The 14,272-nt window shown below is 74.0% G+C and carries 13 protein-coding genes; 5 read left to right on the top strand and 8 right to left on the bottom strand.

Annotation, left to right across the window (positions count from 1 at the left end; all coding sequences use genetic code 11):
- Window positions 1–7: 7 nt before the first annotated feature.
- The gene (adhP, locus tag HPC71_RS13365) at window positions 8–1,024 is read right to left on the bottom strand and encodes an alcohol dehydrogenase AdhP (RefSeq protein ID WP_154616396.1); all 1,017 of its coding nucleotides are present in this window, start codon (window positions 1,022–1,024) and stop codon (window positions 8–10) included.
- A 256-nt stretch (window positions 1,025–1,280) separates the two neighbouring features.
- Here adhP and HPC71_RS13360 point away from each other — a divergent pair, with 256 nt between their 5' ends.
- From HPC71_RS13360 to HPC71_RS13345, 4 genes are all read left to right on the top strand, one after another.
- On the top strand, window positions 1,281–1,733 hold the full coding sequence (locus HPC71_RS13360) for a pyridoxamine 5'-phosphate oxidase family protein (RefSeq protein ID WP_216656417.1): 453 nt from the start codon (window positions 1,281–1,283) through the stop codon (window positions 1,731–1,733).
- Window positions 1,734–1,801: 68 nt separating this feature from the next.
- Window positions 1,802–2,635 carry an SCO6745 family protein gene (locus tag HPC71_RS13355; RefSeq protein WP_154616398.1) on the top strand — a complete coding sequence of 278 codons (834 nt, stop codon included), beginning with the start codon at window positions 1,802–1,804 and terminating at the stop codon, window positions 2,633–2,635.
- Window positions 2,636–2,864: 229 nt separating this feature from the next.
- Window positions 2,865–3,704 carry a class I SAM-dependent methyltransferase gene (locus HPC71_RS13350; protein WP_154616399.1) on the top strand — a complete coding sequence of 280 codons (840 nt, stop codon included), beginning with the start codon at window positions 2,865–2,867 and terminating at the stop codon, window positions 3,702–3,704.
- Window positions 3,705–3,809: 105 nt separating this feature from the next.
- A complete protein-coding gene (locus HPC71_RS13345) occupies window positions 3,810–5,537 on the top strand; it encodes a GAF domain-containing sensor histidine kinase (protein WP_253943713.1) in 1,728 nt (575 codons plus the stop codon).
- 12 nt (window positions 5,538–5,549) lie between these two features.
- Here HPC71_RS13345 and HPC71_RS13340 read toward each other — a convergent pair whose 3' ends face one another.
- The 4 genes from HPC71_RS13340 to HPC71_RS13325 all read right to left on the bottom strand — a co-directional run bounded on the left by HPC71_RS13340 (window position 5,550) and on the right by HPC71_RS13325 (window position 9,842).
- Window positions 5,550–6,095, bottom strand: a complete 546-nt coding sequence (locus HPC71_RS13340) for a flavodoxin family protein (RefSeq protein WP_154616401.1) — start codon at window positions 6,093–6,095, stop codon at window positions 5,550–5,552.
- 264 nt (window positions 6,096–6,359) lie between these two features.
- Window positions 6,360–7,952: an ABC transporter permease gene (locus HPC71_RS13335; protein WP_154616402.1), complete on the bottom strand. Its 1,593-nt coding sequence runs from the start codon at window positions 7,950–7,952 to the stop codon at window positions 6,360–6,362.
- Window positions 7,949–8,851, bottom strand: a complete 903-nt coding sequence (locus HPC71_RS13330) for an ABC transporter ATP-binding protein (protein ID WP_154616403.1) — start codon at window positions 8,849–8,851, stop codon at window positions 7,949–7,951. The genes HPC71_RS13335 and HPC71_RS13330 overlap by 4 nt, the downstream gene beginning before the upstream one ends.
- An 88-nt stretch (window positions 8,852–8,939) precedes the next feature.
- Window positions 8,940–9,842, bottom strand: a complete 903-nt coding sequence (locus HPC71_RS13325; protein WP_154616404.1) for a hypothetical protein — start codon at window positions 9,840–9,842, stop codon at window positions 8,940–8,942.
- A 264-nt stretch (window positions 9,843–10,106) separates the two neighbouring features.
- On the opposite strand from HPC71_RS13325, the gene HPC71_RS13320 reads away from it, so the two are divergent.
- Window positions 10,107–11,723, top strand: coding sequence for an APC family permease (locus HPC71_RS13320; RefSeq protein WP_154616405.1), 1,617 nt, complete (start codon window positions 10,107–10,109; stop codon window positions 11,721–11,723).
- Between the two features lie 10 nt (window positions 11,724–11,733).
- Here HPC71_RS13320 and HPC71_RS13315 read toward each other — a convergent pair whose 3' ends face one another.
- From HPC71_RS13315 to HPC71_RS13305, 3 genes are read right to left on the bottom strand one after another with little or no spacing between them, the layout of a single operon-like run.
- On the bottom strand, window positions 11,734–12,447 hold the full coding sequence (locus HPC71_RS13315) for a class I SAM-dependent methyltransferase (protein ID WP_154616406.1): 714 nt from the start codon (window positions 12,445–12,447) through the stop codon (window positions 11,734–11,736).
- Window positions 12,444–13,244, bottom strand: coding sequence for an ABC transporter ATP-binding protein (locus tag HPC71_RS13310; RefSeq protein WP_154616407.1), 801 nt, complete (start codon window positions 13,242–13,244; stop codon window positions 12,444–12,446). Before HPC71_RS13310 ends, HPC71_RS13315 begins: the two co-directional genes overlap by 4 nt.
- A complete protein-coding gene (locus tag HPC71_RS13305; RefSeq protein ID WP_253943712.1) occupies window positions 13,241–14,239 on the bottom strand; it encodes an ABC transporter substrate-binding protein in 999 nt (332 codons plus the stop codon). Before HPC71_RS13305 ends, HPC71_RS13310 begins: the two co-directional genes overlap by 4 nt.
- Between the last annotated feature and the right edge of the window lie 33 nt (window positions 14,240–14,272).

Here is a 14,272-nt window from a genome sequence, read left to right as displayed (position 1 = left end):
GCCCCCGTCAGAGCTGGAAGACCAGGCGGGCGGGGGCCCGCCCCTCGAGCACCTCGGCGACGGCGTCGTTGACGTCCTCGAGCCGGCGGGTCTCGGCGATCACCCGGGTGCGGCCCAGCGCGTGCAGCTCGAAGACCTCGGTGAGGTCCTGGCGGGTGCCGACGATCGAGCCGATCACCGAGAGCCCCTTCAAGACGGTGGGGAAGATCGGCAGCGCCATCGGGCCGTCCTTCTCCGGCGGCAGGCCGACGCAGACCAGCCGGCCGCCGCGGCGCAGCGAGGCGAAGGCCTGCTCGAAGACCGTGGGGATGACGGCCAGGACGATCGCCACGTCGGCCCCGCCGAGCTCCTCGATGGCGGCGACCGGGTCCCCGGTGGCCGCGTTGACGGTGTGGTCGGCCCCCAGGTCGCGGGCCAGCTCGAGCTTCTCGTCGTTGACGTCGACCGCGATCACGGTGCCGCCGACCAGGCGGGCGTACTGCACCGCGAGGTGCCCCAGCCCGCCGATCCCGAAGACGGCGACCCGCTCGGCCGGGCGGATGTGGGCGACCTTGACCGCCTTGTACGTCGTCACGCCGGCGCAGGTGAGCGGCGCCGCCTCGACCGGCGAGATGCCCTCCGGCACCCGCACGGCGTACGTCGCGTCGGCCAGCGCCCATTCCGCGAACGTGCCGTCGATGGAGTAGCCGGTGTTCTGCTGCTCCTCGCAGAGGGTCTCCCAGCCGTCGATGCAGTAGTCACAGTGCCCGCAGGCGTGGCCCAGCCAGGGGAGCGCGACGCGGTCCCCGACGGCGTGGGCGGTGACGCCCTGGCCGACGGCCTCCACGATGCCGACGCCCTCGTGCCCGGGGACGAACGGCGGCGAGGGCTTGACCGGCCAGTCGCCGTGGGCGGCGTGGATGTCGGTGTGGCACAGCCCGCTCGCTTCGATCCGCACCAGGACCTGGCCGGGGCCGGCGGCGGGGACGGGACGCTCCTGCAGCTCGAGGGGCTTGTCGAAGCTGGTGACGACGGCGGCGCGCATGGGTCTCCTCGGGTGGGGGTCCGGGACGGGTGGTCCCGTCCTCGGCCAGCCTCGCCCGGGCACGGGGGTGCCCCGGCAGGGTCACAGGTCCCGGCCGGCGATGACCTTGGGAGGGGCCGGACCCCCGCGGGAGGACCGCGGTCCCCGGGCCGGAGGACCTTCGCCCGTGGTCGCGTTCGGTGGTCCGAGCCACGCTGGAGGCAGGCCACCTCCCGGTGGGTACGCCGCCGGGGGACCGAGACGAGGAGCGCCTGCCGTGAGCCCTGATGAGACGAGCGGGACCGAGACCGGGTCGGGGGCCGTCGTCGAGCGGCTCTCGCTCGAGGACTGCTGGGACGTGCTGGAGCCCGAGTCCTTCGGCCGGCTCGCCTACCGGCTGGTCGACGAGGTGCACGTCGTGCCCATCGACTACGCCGCGGACGGCCACCGGATCCACCTGCGCACCGGCGCGGGCAACAAGCTTCTCGCCGCGGCGCTGGAGTCCGACGTCGCGCTCGAGATCGACTGGCGGGGGACCGGCGCGGCCTGGTCGGTGGTGGTGCGCGGTCGGCTGCGCCGCCTCGAGCCCGGCGAGTCGCCGTCGCCCGCGCCGCCGGTGCGGCCGTGGCTCGAGGGCGTCGACCACGAGGTCGTCGAGCTGGTCGCCGTCGACGTGGCGGGCCGCCGATTCACCTGGGACGCCGAGGCCGACCGGTCCACCGGGGCCTAGCTGTACCTAGCCGGGCCGGCCGCTATCGTCTGGCCCGCACCGATCCCGCCCGCGACCCTCGAGGTGACATGCCGGACCCCCGCCCGTCGGCTCGCCGACTCTTCGAGCTCACCGAGCCCATCTGCCTGGTCGCGTTCTTCGCCGAGGAGCCGAACGACGCCATGGCCGACCTCGGCCTCCGCACCTACTGGGACGGCTACTTCGCCGGGCGCGCCGCGCCGCTGGGGCAGGTGCCGGCCGAGGTGGTCGACGCCGCGTTCTACAGCTTCGCCGACGGCGAGGTCGCGCGGCACGTCCCCCGGGTCTGGGAGACCACCACGCCCGCGGCGGCCCTCGCCGCCCGTGAGCGCGGCTGCGCCGCCGCCCTGCGCCGCATCCTCGGCGACCTCGCGGAGGCACCCGGGCTGACCGTCGCCGCCGACCTGCTCGCCGAGGCGGCGACGACCGCGCCGCTCGGGGGACGGGTCATGTACGCCGCCCTCCGCTCGGTCCCGCTGCCCGCCGATCCCGTGGCCCGGCTCTGGCGCGCCGCCGACATGCTGCGCGAGCACCGCGGGGACGGCCACGTCGTCGCACTGCTCGCCGAGGGCATCGGCGGGATCGAGGCCCACGTGCTCAACGCCCTCGACGCCGGCATCCACCCCGCCGAGTCCTTCGGGCGGATCCACCACCTGCCCCCGGCCACCCTCGCGGCGGTCATGGCCGGCTTGCGCGCCCGCGGCCTCGTCGACCCCGAGGGCCGCTTCACCGAGGCCGGCCGCGCGGTCAAGGACCGGATCGAGTCGCTGACCGACACCCTGGCGGCCGCGGCGTACCAGTCCCTGGCCGACGCGGACCTCGACCGGCTGGTCGCCGAGCTCACGCCGATCTCCGAGCGGCTCCGGGTCGCGGGCTCGCGGTAGGGCACCGGGGCCCCGGCCCTCTCCACCTGCGGCGGAGGCGCTGCGCCGGTCTCGTGGCCCCGCCGGCCGCCCGCTGAGGCCGGCCCGGCGCGTGGCGGCCACGGGCCCGGCCGACGTGGACGGAACGGCTGGTGAGGGGTGTCGCGGGGCCGTCACGTGTGGCACGTTGGCCCTTCGGCCGGCCCGGCCCCGGCGTTCGGACGACGTTCCTGCGAGCGGAGGACTCCCCATGCTGCGTCGCTCTCCCAGGTCCCGCTCCGCCGGCCGCTCCGGAACCTCCGGGACCGATCGCCCGGCGGGGCCCGCGACCAACGCGGCCCGTGGCTCGCTGCGCTTGGAGCAGGGGTTCTTCGACCGGTTCCCGGCGTTCCTCGAGACGAGCGAGACCTCGTCCTTCCCGTGGCGGCTGAACCTGCGGCACGAGGCGATCGTGACGGCCCATGCGCCGGCCTTCGTCGGGGCGCGCGTCCTGGACATCGCCAGTCACGACGGCCGCTGGTCGATGGCTGCTCTCGAGGCCGGCGCGTCCCACGTGACCGGCATCGAGGCCAGGCCCGAGCTCGTCGACCAGGCGGAGGCCACGTTCCGCAGCCACGACGTGCCGCCCGATCGCTACACGGTCATCCGAGGCGATGTCTTCGAGGTCCTCGCCCGGGAGGACCGCGCGTTCGACGTCGTGCTGTGCCTGGGTTTCCTCTACCACACGCTGCGGCACGGTGAGCTGTTCGCCCGGATCCGCGCGACGGGGGCGCGGCAGCTGATCGTCGACACGGAGGTCCACCGCAGTCCCGACCCGCTCGTTCGGCTGGCCACCGAGCACGTCGACCGCCAGGGAAACGCGGTCCCCGACGAGTTCAACCGCGGGGCTTCGGTGATCACCGGGCGCCCGTCGCTGTCCGCGCTGGAGCTCCTGGCATCGAGCCAGGGCTACGCGCTCGCGGGACTCTCGGACTGGGACGGCCTGCTGCGCGACAACCCCGACGCCGACCAGGTCCGCGACTACCGGATCGGCCGCCGGCTCACCGCCGCCTTCACCCGGGAACGTGCCGGAGGCCCGGGCGATCGGTAGCGCGATCGGGCGGCCGTCGGTCCATTGACGAGGCCGGATCGAGGGGGTAGGCAGGCTCCAACGGGACTTCACCCGGACGAAGGAACCGTGATGGAACCATCGGACATGCCCACCTCGCGGGACGGGTCCTCCGCCTTCGGAGAATCAACAGTGAACGACCTGCTCCGCGAGGTCCAGGGGCGGGTGGATGGAGCGCTCGACGAACGTCGGCGGTGGGAGCTGCTGCTCGATGCGGTCGTGTCGATGGGCGCCGACCTCTCCCTGGACGGCCTGCTCACCCGGATCGTGGAGATCGCCAGCAACCTCACGGGCGCGCAGTTCGCCGCGCTCGGTGTGCTGGAGCACGGGAGTGCCGACCGCCTCAGCACCTTCGTCACCTACGGCATGGACGACGACCAGCAGGCCCGGCTCGGGGAGCTGCCGACGGGGCCCGGCATCCTGGACCTCGTCATCGACCGCTCCGAGCCGCTCCGGCTCCGCGAGCTGCCGAGCCATCCGGACTCCTACGGCCTCCCCGCCCACCACCCGCCCCTGAGGTCGTTCCTCGGGGTGCCGGTCCGCACCCGGGGTGGCGTGTTCGGGAACCTCTACCTCACCGAGAAGCTGGGAGGCGCGGAGTTCACGGCCGAGGACGAACGGATCGTCGTCGCGCTGGCAGCGGCGGCGGGGGTCGCGATCGAGAACGCACGCCTCCACGAGGACGCCGTCCAGCGCCAGCGCTGGCTTGCCGCGACCGCTGAGATCGCGCGACTGCTCACCGGGTCCGAACCGGACAGCCACGCCTTGCAGGTGGTCGCGGACCGGGCTCGGGAGCTGGCCGATGCCGACGTGTGCTGGATCGTCGCCGGGCACGGTCCCGACGACCTCGACGTGCAGGCCGTCTCCGGCCTGGAGGTCGACCTGGACGGGCTGTCCGGACAGCTGCAGGGCTGGTCCATCGCCCGGGACGTCGTGGTCTCGGGCCAACCGGTGACGGTCGCGGACCTGCGGGGTGATCCTCGCGCCAGCAGCACGGCACAGGCCTCTGGGCGGCGGGAGCTCGGCCCGGCCGTGATGGTGCCGATGTCGACGACCGGGTCCGGGCTCCGCGGCGTGCTGGCTCTGGCCTGGTGTCCCGAGAACGCCACGGGGGCCGCGCTCGAAACGGACCTGCCGGCCGCGTTCGTCGAGCAGGCAGCGTTGGCGTTGCAGATCTCGCTGGCGAACCGGGACCGGCGCAGGCTGACCCTCTTCGAGGACCGGGACCGCATCGGCCGGGACCTCCACGACCTGATCATCCAGCGCCTCTTCGCGGTCGGGCTGGGCTTGCAGAGCGCGAGTCGGCTCGCGGCCGAACCCGAGCTGGCCCGGCGTCTGGAGTCGGCCGTCGACGACATCGACGCCACGATCAGGGACATCCGGCGAGCGATCTTCGCGCTGAGCACAGCCGGCGAGGCGACTGGCGATCTTCAGTCGGAGATCACGCGCATCGTCGAGCGCGCCGCCGGCACGCTCAAGGTCATACCGTCGGTCCAGATCGAGGGGCCGGTGCGTGCCCGGGTCCCCGACACCGTCGCGCCCCATCTCCTGGCCGTGCTCGCCGAAGCCCTCTCCAACGCGGCCCGGCACGCAGCACCATCAGCGATCGACGTCAGCCTGGTCGTCGACGGCGACCAGGTCTCCCTGACGGTCCGCGACGACGGACGCGGCATCCCGCCGGACGTCGTGGAGAGCGGCCTCGCGAACATGAGACACCGGGCGGCGGACCTGGGCGGGACGTGTGAGATCTCCAGCTCTCCCGGGCAGGGCACGACGATCGAGTGGCGCGTGCCCCTGACCGTGCCGAGGTCGTGAGAGCGCCACGCGTCAGGGGCTCGTCGCCATCCGGTCCTGAGCCGCGACCGCGACGGTCCGACCCCACGCAGTGGCCTGCTCGAGCTGGTCGGGGAGCAGCGGCCCCTTGACGTCGGCGACCAGGAAACCGGCCGGCCGTACGACGGAGACGTAACCGCGCCGCTCGAGCATGCGGTGGGCGCGGTGCGCGGCGTTGGCGGGGAGGTGCTTGATCTTGGCGACCCGGGTGTCGAACACCGCGACCAGGCGCCCCCCTCCGTCGTCGGACGCGGCGTCGATCCACTCGCGCAGGCCGGGACCGCCGGCGGCCTCCGCAGGCGCGCCCTGCTTGACGGCGTCCTCCCGGGTCGGCCTCCGGCTGAGGGAGAACGCGTGCGTCGGTGCCCCCACCACGATCAGGTCCGCGTGGACGGAGTCCAGCGGCGGTGCCTCCGCCACGCTCATCAGGTCGACCGTGGCACCTTCGAGCTCGATCCCGGCCGCGACGCCGTCGGCGACGGACCTGGTGTTGCCGAACATCGACTCTGCGATGACGGCCGCGTGCAGCTGTCGTGCCATGGGGGCCTCCTCATCCGGCTCTGAGGACCCCAGCCTGCAGGCGCGGGCTGCCGGGCAACCGAGGCTCCGGACCATGCTGTCGAGGACCTTGGTCCTCGCCGAGCCCCGCGGGTTGCCTGACGCCGGTGGACGTCGCCGGCGAGGGGATCAGGACGGTGTCCCTGCCGGCCGGCGAGGTGGCCCACGCGCTCCACCGGGACCTCTCGGACGGCGTCATGCGGGAGGTCCACGAGACGGGTCCCGGGAGGCCGGCCGATCGGCCGGTCACCCGCCCAGCAGGTCGCGTCGGCGGAACCCCCGCTCGCCGACGACCGCCAGCGTCACGGCCATCGCGGTCATGACCACGAGGGGTACGGCGTCGTACCCCACCGACGGCACGAGGGGCGTGCGCTCGAACGGGGAGATGCCCATCGCCCAGTCCGGCAGGCGCAGGAGGTCCCCGAGCCAGCCGATGACGAAGCAGACGCCGAGCGCGGCGTACGCGGCCCCCGCGAGGTGCGGCTGCCAGCCGTAGACGAGGAAGGTCAGCGCGCCGAGGAGCAGCACGGCCGGCAGGTAGCTCAGCTGGGCGGCCGTCAACGCCGCCACCTGGCCGGGGTCGGAGCTCGTCGCCGCCCACACCACTCCGGCCAGGAGGCCCGCGGTGCCGACGACGAGCACGCTGCCGAGGACCGTCACGGCCAGCCACGAGAGGGCCCACCTGGTCCGCGAGACCGAGGTCGCCAGCGCGGGCTCGGTGTGCAGGTCGCTCTCCTCGGTGCGCAGCCGGAGCACCGAGGAGATGGTGAAGCCCGTGGCGATGATGGCGTTGAACACCACGACGACGCTGAAGTAGGCATCGGTGACGGCCGCCTCGCCGGCCACCTGGCGGAAGTAGTCGGCCATCTCGGGGTTGTCGTCCAGCATGCTCTGCACGTCCTGGCCGAAGGACCCGTAGACCGCGCCGAGCGCCCCCATGCCGACGGCCCACCCGATGACGGCGGCGCGCTGCAGGCGGGCCGCGAGCCCGAGGGGGCTGCCGAGCCGGCGAGACGCCCGGGCTCGGCCGGGCCGGTCGGCCACGAGGCCGGCGCCGAGGTCCCGCCGGCCGGCCAGCCACCCGGCGAGGGCTGCCGTCCCGGCGGCGAACCCGAGCGCCAGGCCGAGGGGCCACCAGCGCTCGTCCGCGAACGGTCGCACCGCCTGGGCCCAGCCGATCGGCGATGCCCAGGTGACCCAGCTGCCCTCGACGTCCCCGATCGCGCGCAGGCCGTACAGCAGGCCGAGCACGGCCAGGGAGAGCCCGGTCGCGCCGCGGCTGTGCTGGCTCACCTGTGCGGCCACGAGCGCGACGCCGGTGAAGACCAGCCCCAGCGTGGTGACGGCGGCGGCGTACGCCAGCGACCCGGTGGTCGGCAGCCCGACGCCCACGAACGTCAGCAGCGTCCCGACGCCCACGAGGACCGAGGCGCCGCTCATCACCACGCAGATCGCCGCCAGGTCGGCGTGGCGCCCGAGGACGCCGGCCCGGAGCAGCTCGGTCCGTCCGGCCTGCTCCTCGGTGCGGGTGTGGCGGACGGTCAGGAAGACGGCCATCAGCGAGACGCCGACGACGGCCACCTGGCTGACCTCGAACACGGTGATCCCGCCGATCGTGTCCAGCGCGACGGGAGGGCCGCTGAGCGCGATCGAGGCGGCGCTGCCGCCCGCGGTCCGTGCGTACGACGCACGCGAGGCGGCGGTGTCGTAGATGCCCTGCACGCCGGCGGCCGACGCGCCGACCAGCCCGACGAGCGCGAGCAGCCAGATCGGCAACCGGACCCGGTCGCAGCGCAGGATGAGTCGCACCAGGGTCCAGGTCCCGGTGAACCGGTTCACGGCTCGGCCACCTCGACCCGCTCGCCGTACTCGCGCAGGAACAGCTCCTCGAGCGTGGGCGGGTGGCTGACCAGGGACCTGATCCCCAGCTCGGCGAGGCCGGCGATCGCCGCGCCGAGGTGGTCGCTGTCGACGTCGAAGCGGATCCGGTCGTCGGTCCGGTGCACGCCGGTCACCCCCGGCAGCCGGGCGATGGCGTCCGCGGGGCGGGCCGTCTCCGCGACCACCCTCGTGTGCGTGAGGTGCCGCAGCTCGTCGAGGGACCCGCTCTGGACCGTGCGACCGGACCGGATGATGCTCACCCGGTCGCAGAGCGCCTCGACCTCGGCGAGGATGTGGCTGGAGAGCAGGACCGTGCGGCCCTGGTCGCGGACCTCGCGGACCACCTCCTGGAACTCCTCCTCCATGAGCGGGTCCAGGCCGGAGGTCGGTTCGTCGAGGATCAGCAGCTCCGCCCGCGACGCCAGGGCCGCCACCAGCGCCACCTTCTGCCGGTTGCCCTTGGAGTACGAGCGCGCCCTCTTGGTGGGGTCGAGGTCGAAGCGGCCGACCAGCTCGTCGCGCCGGGCACGGTCGAGGTCCCCCCGCAGCCGGCCGAGCAGGTCGATCACCTCGCCGCCGGTGAGCTGCGGCCACAGGTTCACCTCACCGGGGACGTACGCGAGGCGCCGGTGGAGGTCGGTGGCCTGGCTCCACGGGTCCTCGCCGAAGAGCCGGGCCTCGCCGGACGTGGCGCGCAACAGCCCCAGGAGCACCCGGATCGTCGTGGACTTGCCGGACCCGTTCGGGCCGAGGAACCCGTGTACCTCTCCCGCGCGGACCTCCAGGTCCAACCCGTCGAGCGCACGGGAGCGGCCGAAGTCCTTGACGAGACCGTGGACGACGATGGGCGAGGCCATGGACGACGGTACGACTCCCCGACGCTCCGCGGGGGGAAGGACCAGCGCCCGCGTCGTCTGCCGAGATCCCGGGCAGCCGTCCTCCGTCTCAGACGAACGACCGCCACGCGGACAGCTCGGCGGGGGAGGTGAGCTCGTAACCGGGGGAGGTGGGGTACTCGAACAGCGCGACGTACGCCGGGTCGCTCTCGGCGAGCAGCAGCCCGCACGCCAGCAGCCACTGCGCCCGCGCCTCGCCGTCGACGTCGGTCTCGATCCGCGGGGCGCCGAACTCCGGGACGCACCAGCCCTGGTAGTCGCCGCGCTGCGCCACGAAGTCCCGGGCGGTGTCCATCTCCCCGTGGAAGTTGGGGTAGGGGAGCCGTTCGGGGCGGACGCCGTCGAGGTCCAGCCCGAGCAGGTCGGCCCGCACCGCGGCCCAGCGATCGATGTCGCCGCGGGTCACCGGGTTCGCCGGGTCGGCCTCCCAGCCGCTGAGGGTGCAGGCGACCCGGAGGTCGGGCCGCACCTGCTTGACCACGTCGTGGAAGCGGTTCTTGAGGGCGAGGGCCTCCCGCATCGTCAGCTCGCCCTCGCGCATCTTCGTGTCCGGCTCGTGCCACACCTCGACCACGTCGCCGGGGAGCAGGTCGGCGGTGAGCGCGGCCACCGCGGCGGGTGTGACGAGCCCGGGCGCGACCGGTTTCCAGCTGGCGTGCACCACCGAGGCCGCCGGGTCGCGCGGCGCGGGCACCGAGAACGCCGGGAAGAACTGCCGCACGCAGGCCCCCTCGCCCCACTTCGCCAGCACGCTGCTCTGGGCCTCCAGCGACGTGCCGCCCTCGGCCGGGCACGCGCCGTACGCCGGTCGCGCGGCAGCCGGCTCGGCCACCCACAGATCCCCGTCGCGACCGGGCAGGCCCACGACCTTCCCGGCCCCCAGCCCGAGAGCGGCGACGCCGGCGAGCCCGGCGACCACCGCGCCGCGGCGGCTGGTCCTGGTCTCGAGCACGCGCGCCTCCGGTCGGCCGGCCGGCCGGTCGGCCGTCGTCCGCCACCGTAGGAACTGCTCGGGGGCCACGCATCCCTTATTTGGGGGACGCTCGCGGTCCGTGACCGGCGATCGCGACCGGCTCGGGGCCTGGCGGAGGGAACGGCTGGCGGCGCAGGCGGGCGGCTAGGCGACCAGCCGCCAGATGGGAAGGGCGGAACGGCGTCGTAGGGGCGTGCCTCGCGGCAGGGCCGCGGCCGGCACCCGCGGCGTACCGTCTTCGAGATGGCCGGGCCGCACGCTCCCGATCGCTCGATCGGCACCCTCGGGCTGACCTTCGTCGCCGTCGGCGGCGTGGTCGGGTCCGGCGTGCTGTTCGCGCCGCTGTTCGCAGCCCAGGAGGCCGGTCCGGCCGCCGTCCTCGCGTGGCCGATCGCCGGGCTGATGCTGATCACGGTCGCGCTGGTCTACGCCGAGATCGCCGCGATGCTCCCGGTGGTCGGCGGGCTCGGGCTGCTGCCCACCTTCAGCCACGGGCAGGGGGTCGGCATCGCGGTCGGCTGGGTGGCGTGGGTCGGCTACGTGACGGCCGCACCGATCGAGACCCAGGCCATGCTGGAGTACGCCAGCAACGAGCCGGCCTTCGACTGGCTCTTCGTCGCGGGGGCCTCGTCGAACGGGGAGAGCGCCCTGAGCCTGCCGGGGGTCGCGGCAGCGGTCGTCGTGCTGGCCGCGTTCACCGCGCTCAACGCCTTCGGCGTGGCGCTGTTCACCCGGGTCAACAGCGCGCTCACCTGGGTGAAGGTGATCATCCCGGTGGTCATCGCGATCGCGCTGCTCACCTCGTTCTCCACCGCGCCGATCCGCGAGACCGGGTTCGCCCCCGACGGGGCCACCGGGGTGATGAGCGCCATCACCTCGGGCGGTGTCGTCTTCGCGTTCCTGGGCTTCCGGCACGCGCTGGACCTCGCCGGCGAGGCGCGTCGACCGCAGGTGACCATCCCGGTGGCGCTGGTCGGGGGCATCCTCATCTGCACCGTGCTCTTCACCGTTCTCCAGCTCGGCTTCATCGGCGCGGTCGACCCCGGCGACCTCGGCCAGGGCTGGGCCGGCCTCGAGAAGGGCGGGGCGAACGGGCCGCTGGCTGCCCTCCTCACCGGACTGGGCATGACGGCGCTGGCGAAGCTGGTGGTGGCCGACGCCGTCCTCGGGCCCTTCGGCGCGGGTCTGGTCTCCACCGCCTCCACCGGTCGGCTCGCGGTCGCGACCGCGCAGAACGGCCTCTTCCCGCACGCCGTGACGGTCTTCAACCGGCACGGGGTCCCGCTGCGCGCGATGGTGCTGAACCTCGTGGTCGGGGTGGTGCTGCTGCTCGCGTTCCGCGACGGGTGGTCGGAGCTGCTCTCCTTCAACTCCGGGGCGATCGTGCTGTCGATGTGCCTCGGCCCGGTCACGGTGCTCGCGCTCCGGCGCCAGGTCCCCGACCGCGACCGTCCCTTCCGGTTGCCCGCGGTCCCCGTCCTGGCCCGGGTCGCCTTCGTCGTGATCACCCTGATCATCTACTGGACCGGGTGGGAGACGATGATCAAGCTGACCCTCCCGATCGCCGTCGGGATCGCGGTGCTGCTCTGGCGCATCGCCCGCGACCGCCAGCTGCGCGGCTCGCTGGCGCTGGGGTCGCTGGCGTGGCTGGGGCCCTACTACGCCGGTGTGCTGGTGCTGACCTTCCTCGGCCGGTTCGGCGGGGGCCGCGAGGTCCTGCCCGCCGGCGTCGACATGGTCGTGGTCACCGCGTTCGCGCTGGTGCTCTTCGAGTGGGGCATGCGCTCCGCCCTGCCCGCCGACCTCGCCGCCGCGCGGGTCGCCGAGGTGCCGCTGGTCCGGGCGGAGCCGCGCGGCTGAGGCCCGCCGGTCAGGGGCGGGTGCCGCGGATGAGGTGCTGCATGAGCACCTCGTGGTTCGGGGCCACGCCGTGCTCGCGGTCCAGCTCGTGCAGGCGGGTCAGCGCCACGACCTCGACGTCGACGAAGCCGGCGGCCCGGATCCGCTCGGCGAACGGCTCGATCGAGGTGGACTCCGCGAGCGGGATCGCCTGCCGCACCTCCTCGTCGTACGCCGCCTTGAACTCCTCGCTGGCGCCCTCGTGCAGGCCGCGGGCGAACCAGGTGGCGTCGACGACCGCGAGGGTGCCACCGGGTCGCAGCAGCTGCAGCCAGTTGGCCAGCGCCGTGTCGGGCTCGCGCAGCGTCCAGGTGACGTAGCGGTTGACGATCGCGTCGAACGAGCCGGCGGGGAAGTCGGGCGCGACCGCGTCACCGCGCAGGAAGGTCGGCGGGTTGTCCATCGCCCCGGCGTGCAGCCGGGCGCGCTCGAGCATGCCCTCGGCGAGGTCGATGCCGGTGACCCGGTGGCCCTGGTCCGCGAGCAGGCAGGCGACGTACCCCGAACCGGTGCCGACGTCGAGGACGTCGAGCGGCTCGGCGCCCAGGGCGTCGGTGAAGACCTCGCCCCAGGCGGCGAGGTCGACCTCCTTGCGGTCCGCGCGCTGCTGGTACTCGTCGTACGGCACGGAGCGGTGGGTCCAGTAGTCGTTCATCGCTGCCTGGACGTCGGTGGGCGGGGTCATCGGGTGGTCCTCTCGGGGGTCCGGTGGGCGGAGAGCGGGCGGAAGGCGAGCTGGAACCCGTCGTCGAGCTCGAGGCGCCGCACGGCCACCTCGTAGACGGGCTCGAGGTGCTCGGGGGTGAGCACGTGCGCGGGAGTGCCGGCGGCCACGACGCGGCCGCGGTGGAGCAGGGCGACGCGGTCGCAGTAGGACGCCGCGAGGTTGAGGTCGTGGAGGATGACGACGACCGTCTGGTGGTTCTCGACGGCGAGGCGCCGGGCGAGGTCGAGCACCTCGTGCTGGTAGCGCACGTCGAGGTGGTTGGTCGGCTCGTCGAGCAGCAGGTGGGTGGACTCCTGGGCCAGGGCGCGGGCGATGAGCACGCGCTGCCGCTCGCCGCCGGAGAGACCGTCGAAGGGCTGGTCGGCCAGGTGCAGCGCACCGACCTGGGCGAGGGCGTCGGCGGCGATCCGTTCGTCCTCGGCGCCGTTGCGGCCGAAGCCGGAGCGGTGCGGCGTGCGCCCCAGCAGCACCATGTCGGAGACCAGCAGCGGCAGGTCGCCGGGGGTCTCCTGCACCACGACCGCCACGCGCCGGGCGACCTCGCGGGCCGGGAGGTCGCCGAGCTGGTCGCCGTCGATGAGGACCGCGCCCGACCGGGGCTTCAACGAGGCGTACAGCGTGCGCAGCAGGGTGGTCTTGCCCGAGCCGTTGGGGCCGACCAGGCCGAGCACCTGGCCGTGCGGGGCGTCGAGGTCGACGCCGTCGAGGACCGTGCGCCGGCCGTAGGCGAAGGCGATGTCGTGGGCGGAGATCATCGCTGGAAGTGCTCGACGATCCGCTCCAGGCCGTCGATCGCCAGGGGCGAGGGCGGCTCGGTGAAGTTGAAGAGCTGGGTGAGGATCGCGTCGTCCTGGACCGCGGTGAGGGCGCGGGCGCCGTTCATCTGCGTGATCGCGGCCTCGACGTCGGCGGGGTCGCCGTCGGAGTGGAGCAGGATGAGGACGTCGGGGTCGCGGCCGACGAGCTCCTCGAGGGTGACCTCGAAGACCCGCTCGCTGGTGTCGGCGAAGACGTTGGTGAAGCCGGCGGCCTCGAGCTGGGGATGGGCCATCGAGGAGGTGCCGTAGGCGTACGGCGTGCCGCCGCCGACCGTGGGGTAGAGCACCGCCGCGGTGCGGCTCTCGTCGGGGTCGACCTCGGCGAGGATCTCCTCGAGCCGGTCCTGGAGCCGCTCGACCGCGGCCTCGGCCTCCTCGGTCCTGTCGAAGATGCGGCCGTAGGTGCGCATCTGGTCGTGGACGTCCTCGAAGGACGGGTCGCTCGGGGGCTCCGGGCACAGCGCGGGCTCCTCCATCAGGGGGATGCCGGCGGCGCCGAGGGTCTCCCGGGTGAGGTTGTCGGCCTCGCCGAGGACGATGTCGGGCTGCTGGGCGAGCACGACCTCCTTGGAGATCTGCAGGTGGCCCGCGGAGTCGAGGTCGTCGGAGAGCATCGGGACCGACTCGAGCTCGGCCCAGGTCTCCTCGTCGTAGTAGCCCCGCGGGTAGGCGCCGGCGCGGGCGGTGACGACGTCGTCGAGGACGCCGAGCTCGTGGAGGTACGTCGCCGCCGCGGGCTTGAGCAGCACGGCCCTCTCGGGGGCTCGGTCGACGACGACGTCGGCGCCGCAGTTCTCGACCGTCACCGGGTAGGAGCCGTCACCGGCGGCGGCTTCCGAGGAGCCCGAGGAGCCGGTCTCGGAGCCGCAGGCGGCGAGCGACGTGAGGAGGACGGCGGTCGCGGCCAGGGCGGCGCTGCGGGGGAGCTTCACGGGGGCCTTCCGGTGGTCCGAACGGGGGGACGG

The organism is Nocardioides marmotae (genome assembly GCF_013177455.1).
Classification (GTDB): domain Bacteria; phylum Actinomycetota; class Actinomycetes; order Propionibacteriales; family Nocardioidaceae; genus Nocardioides; species Nocardioides marmotae.
Note: the sequence above shows the minus strand (reverse complement) of the source record. Positions and strands in the feature narration are given on the sequence as shown.

Bases quoted from the DNA above. Each gene is read 5' to 3' on its own strand.
- HPC71_RS13345 (WP_253943713.1), top strand. From the start codon at position 3,810: ATGCCCACCTCGCGGGACGGGTCCTCCGCCTTCGGAGAATCAACAGTG.
- HPC71_RS13315 (WP_154616406.1), bottom strand. From the start codon at position 12,447: ATGACCCCGCCCACCGACGTCCAGGCAGCGATGAACGACTACTGGACC.
- HPC71_RS13330 (WP_154616403.1), bottom strand. From the start codon at position 8,851: ATGGCCTCGCCCATCGTCGTCCACGGTCTCGTCAAGGACTTCGGCCGC.
- HPC71_RS13340 (WP_154616401.1), bottom strand. From the start codon at position 6,095: ATGGCACGACAGCTGCACGCGGCCGTCATCGCAGAGTCGATGTTCGGC.
- HPC71_RS13350 (WP_154616399.1), top strand. From the start codon at position 2,865: ATGCTGCGTCGCTCTCCCAGGTCCCGCTCCGCCGGCCGCTCCGGAACC.
- HPC71_RS13355 (WP_154616398.1), top strand. From the start codon at position 1,802: ATGCCGGACCCCCGCCCGTCGGCTCGCCGACTCTTCGAGCTCACCGAG.
- HPC71_RS13310 (WP_154616407.1), bottom strand. From the start codon at position 13,244: ATGATCTCCGCCCACGACATCGCCTTCGCCTACGGCCGGCGCACGGTC.
- HPC71_RS13320 (WP_154616405.1), top strand. From the start codon at position 10,107: ATGGCCGGGCCGCACGCTCCCGATCGCTCGATCGGCACCCTCGGGCTG.
- adhP (WP_154616396.1), bottom strand. From the start codon at position 1,024: ATGCGCGCCGCCGTCGTCACCAGCTTCGACAAGCCCCTCGAGCTGCAG.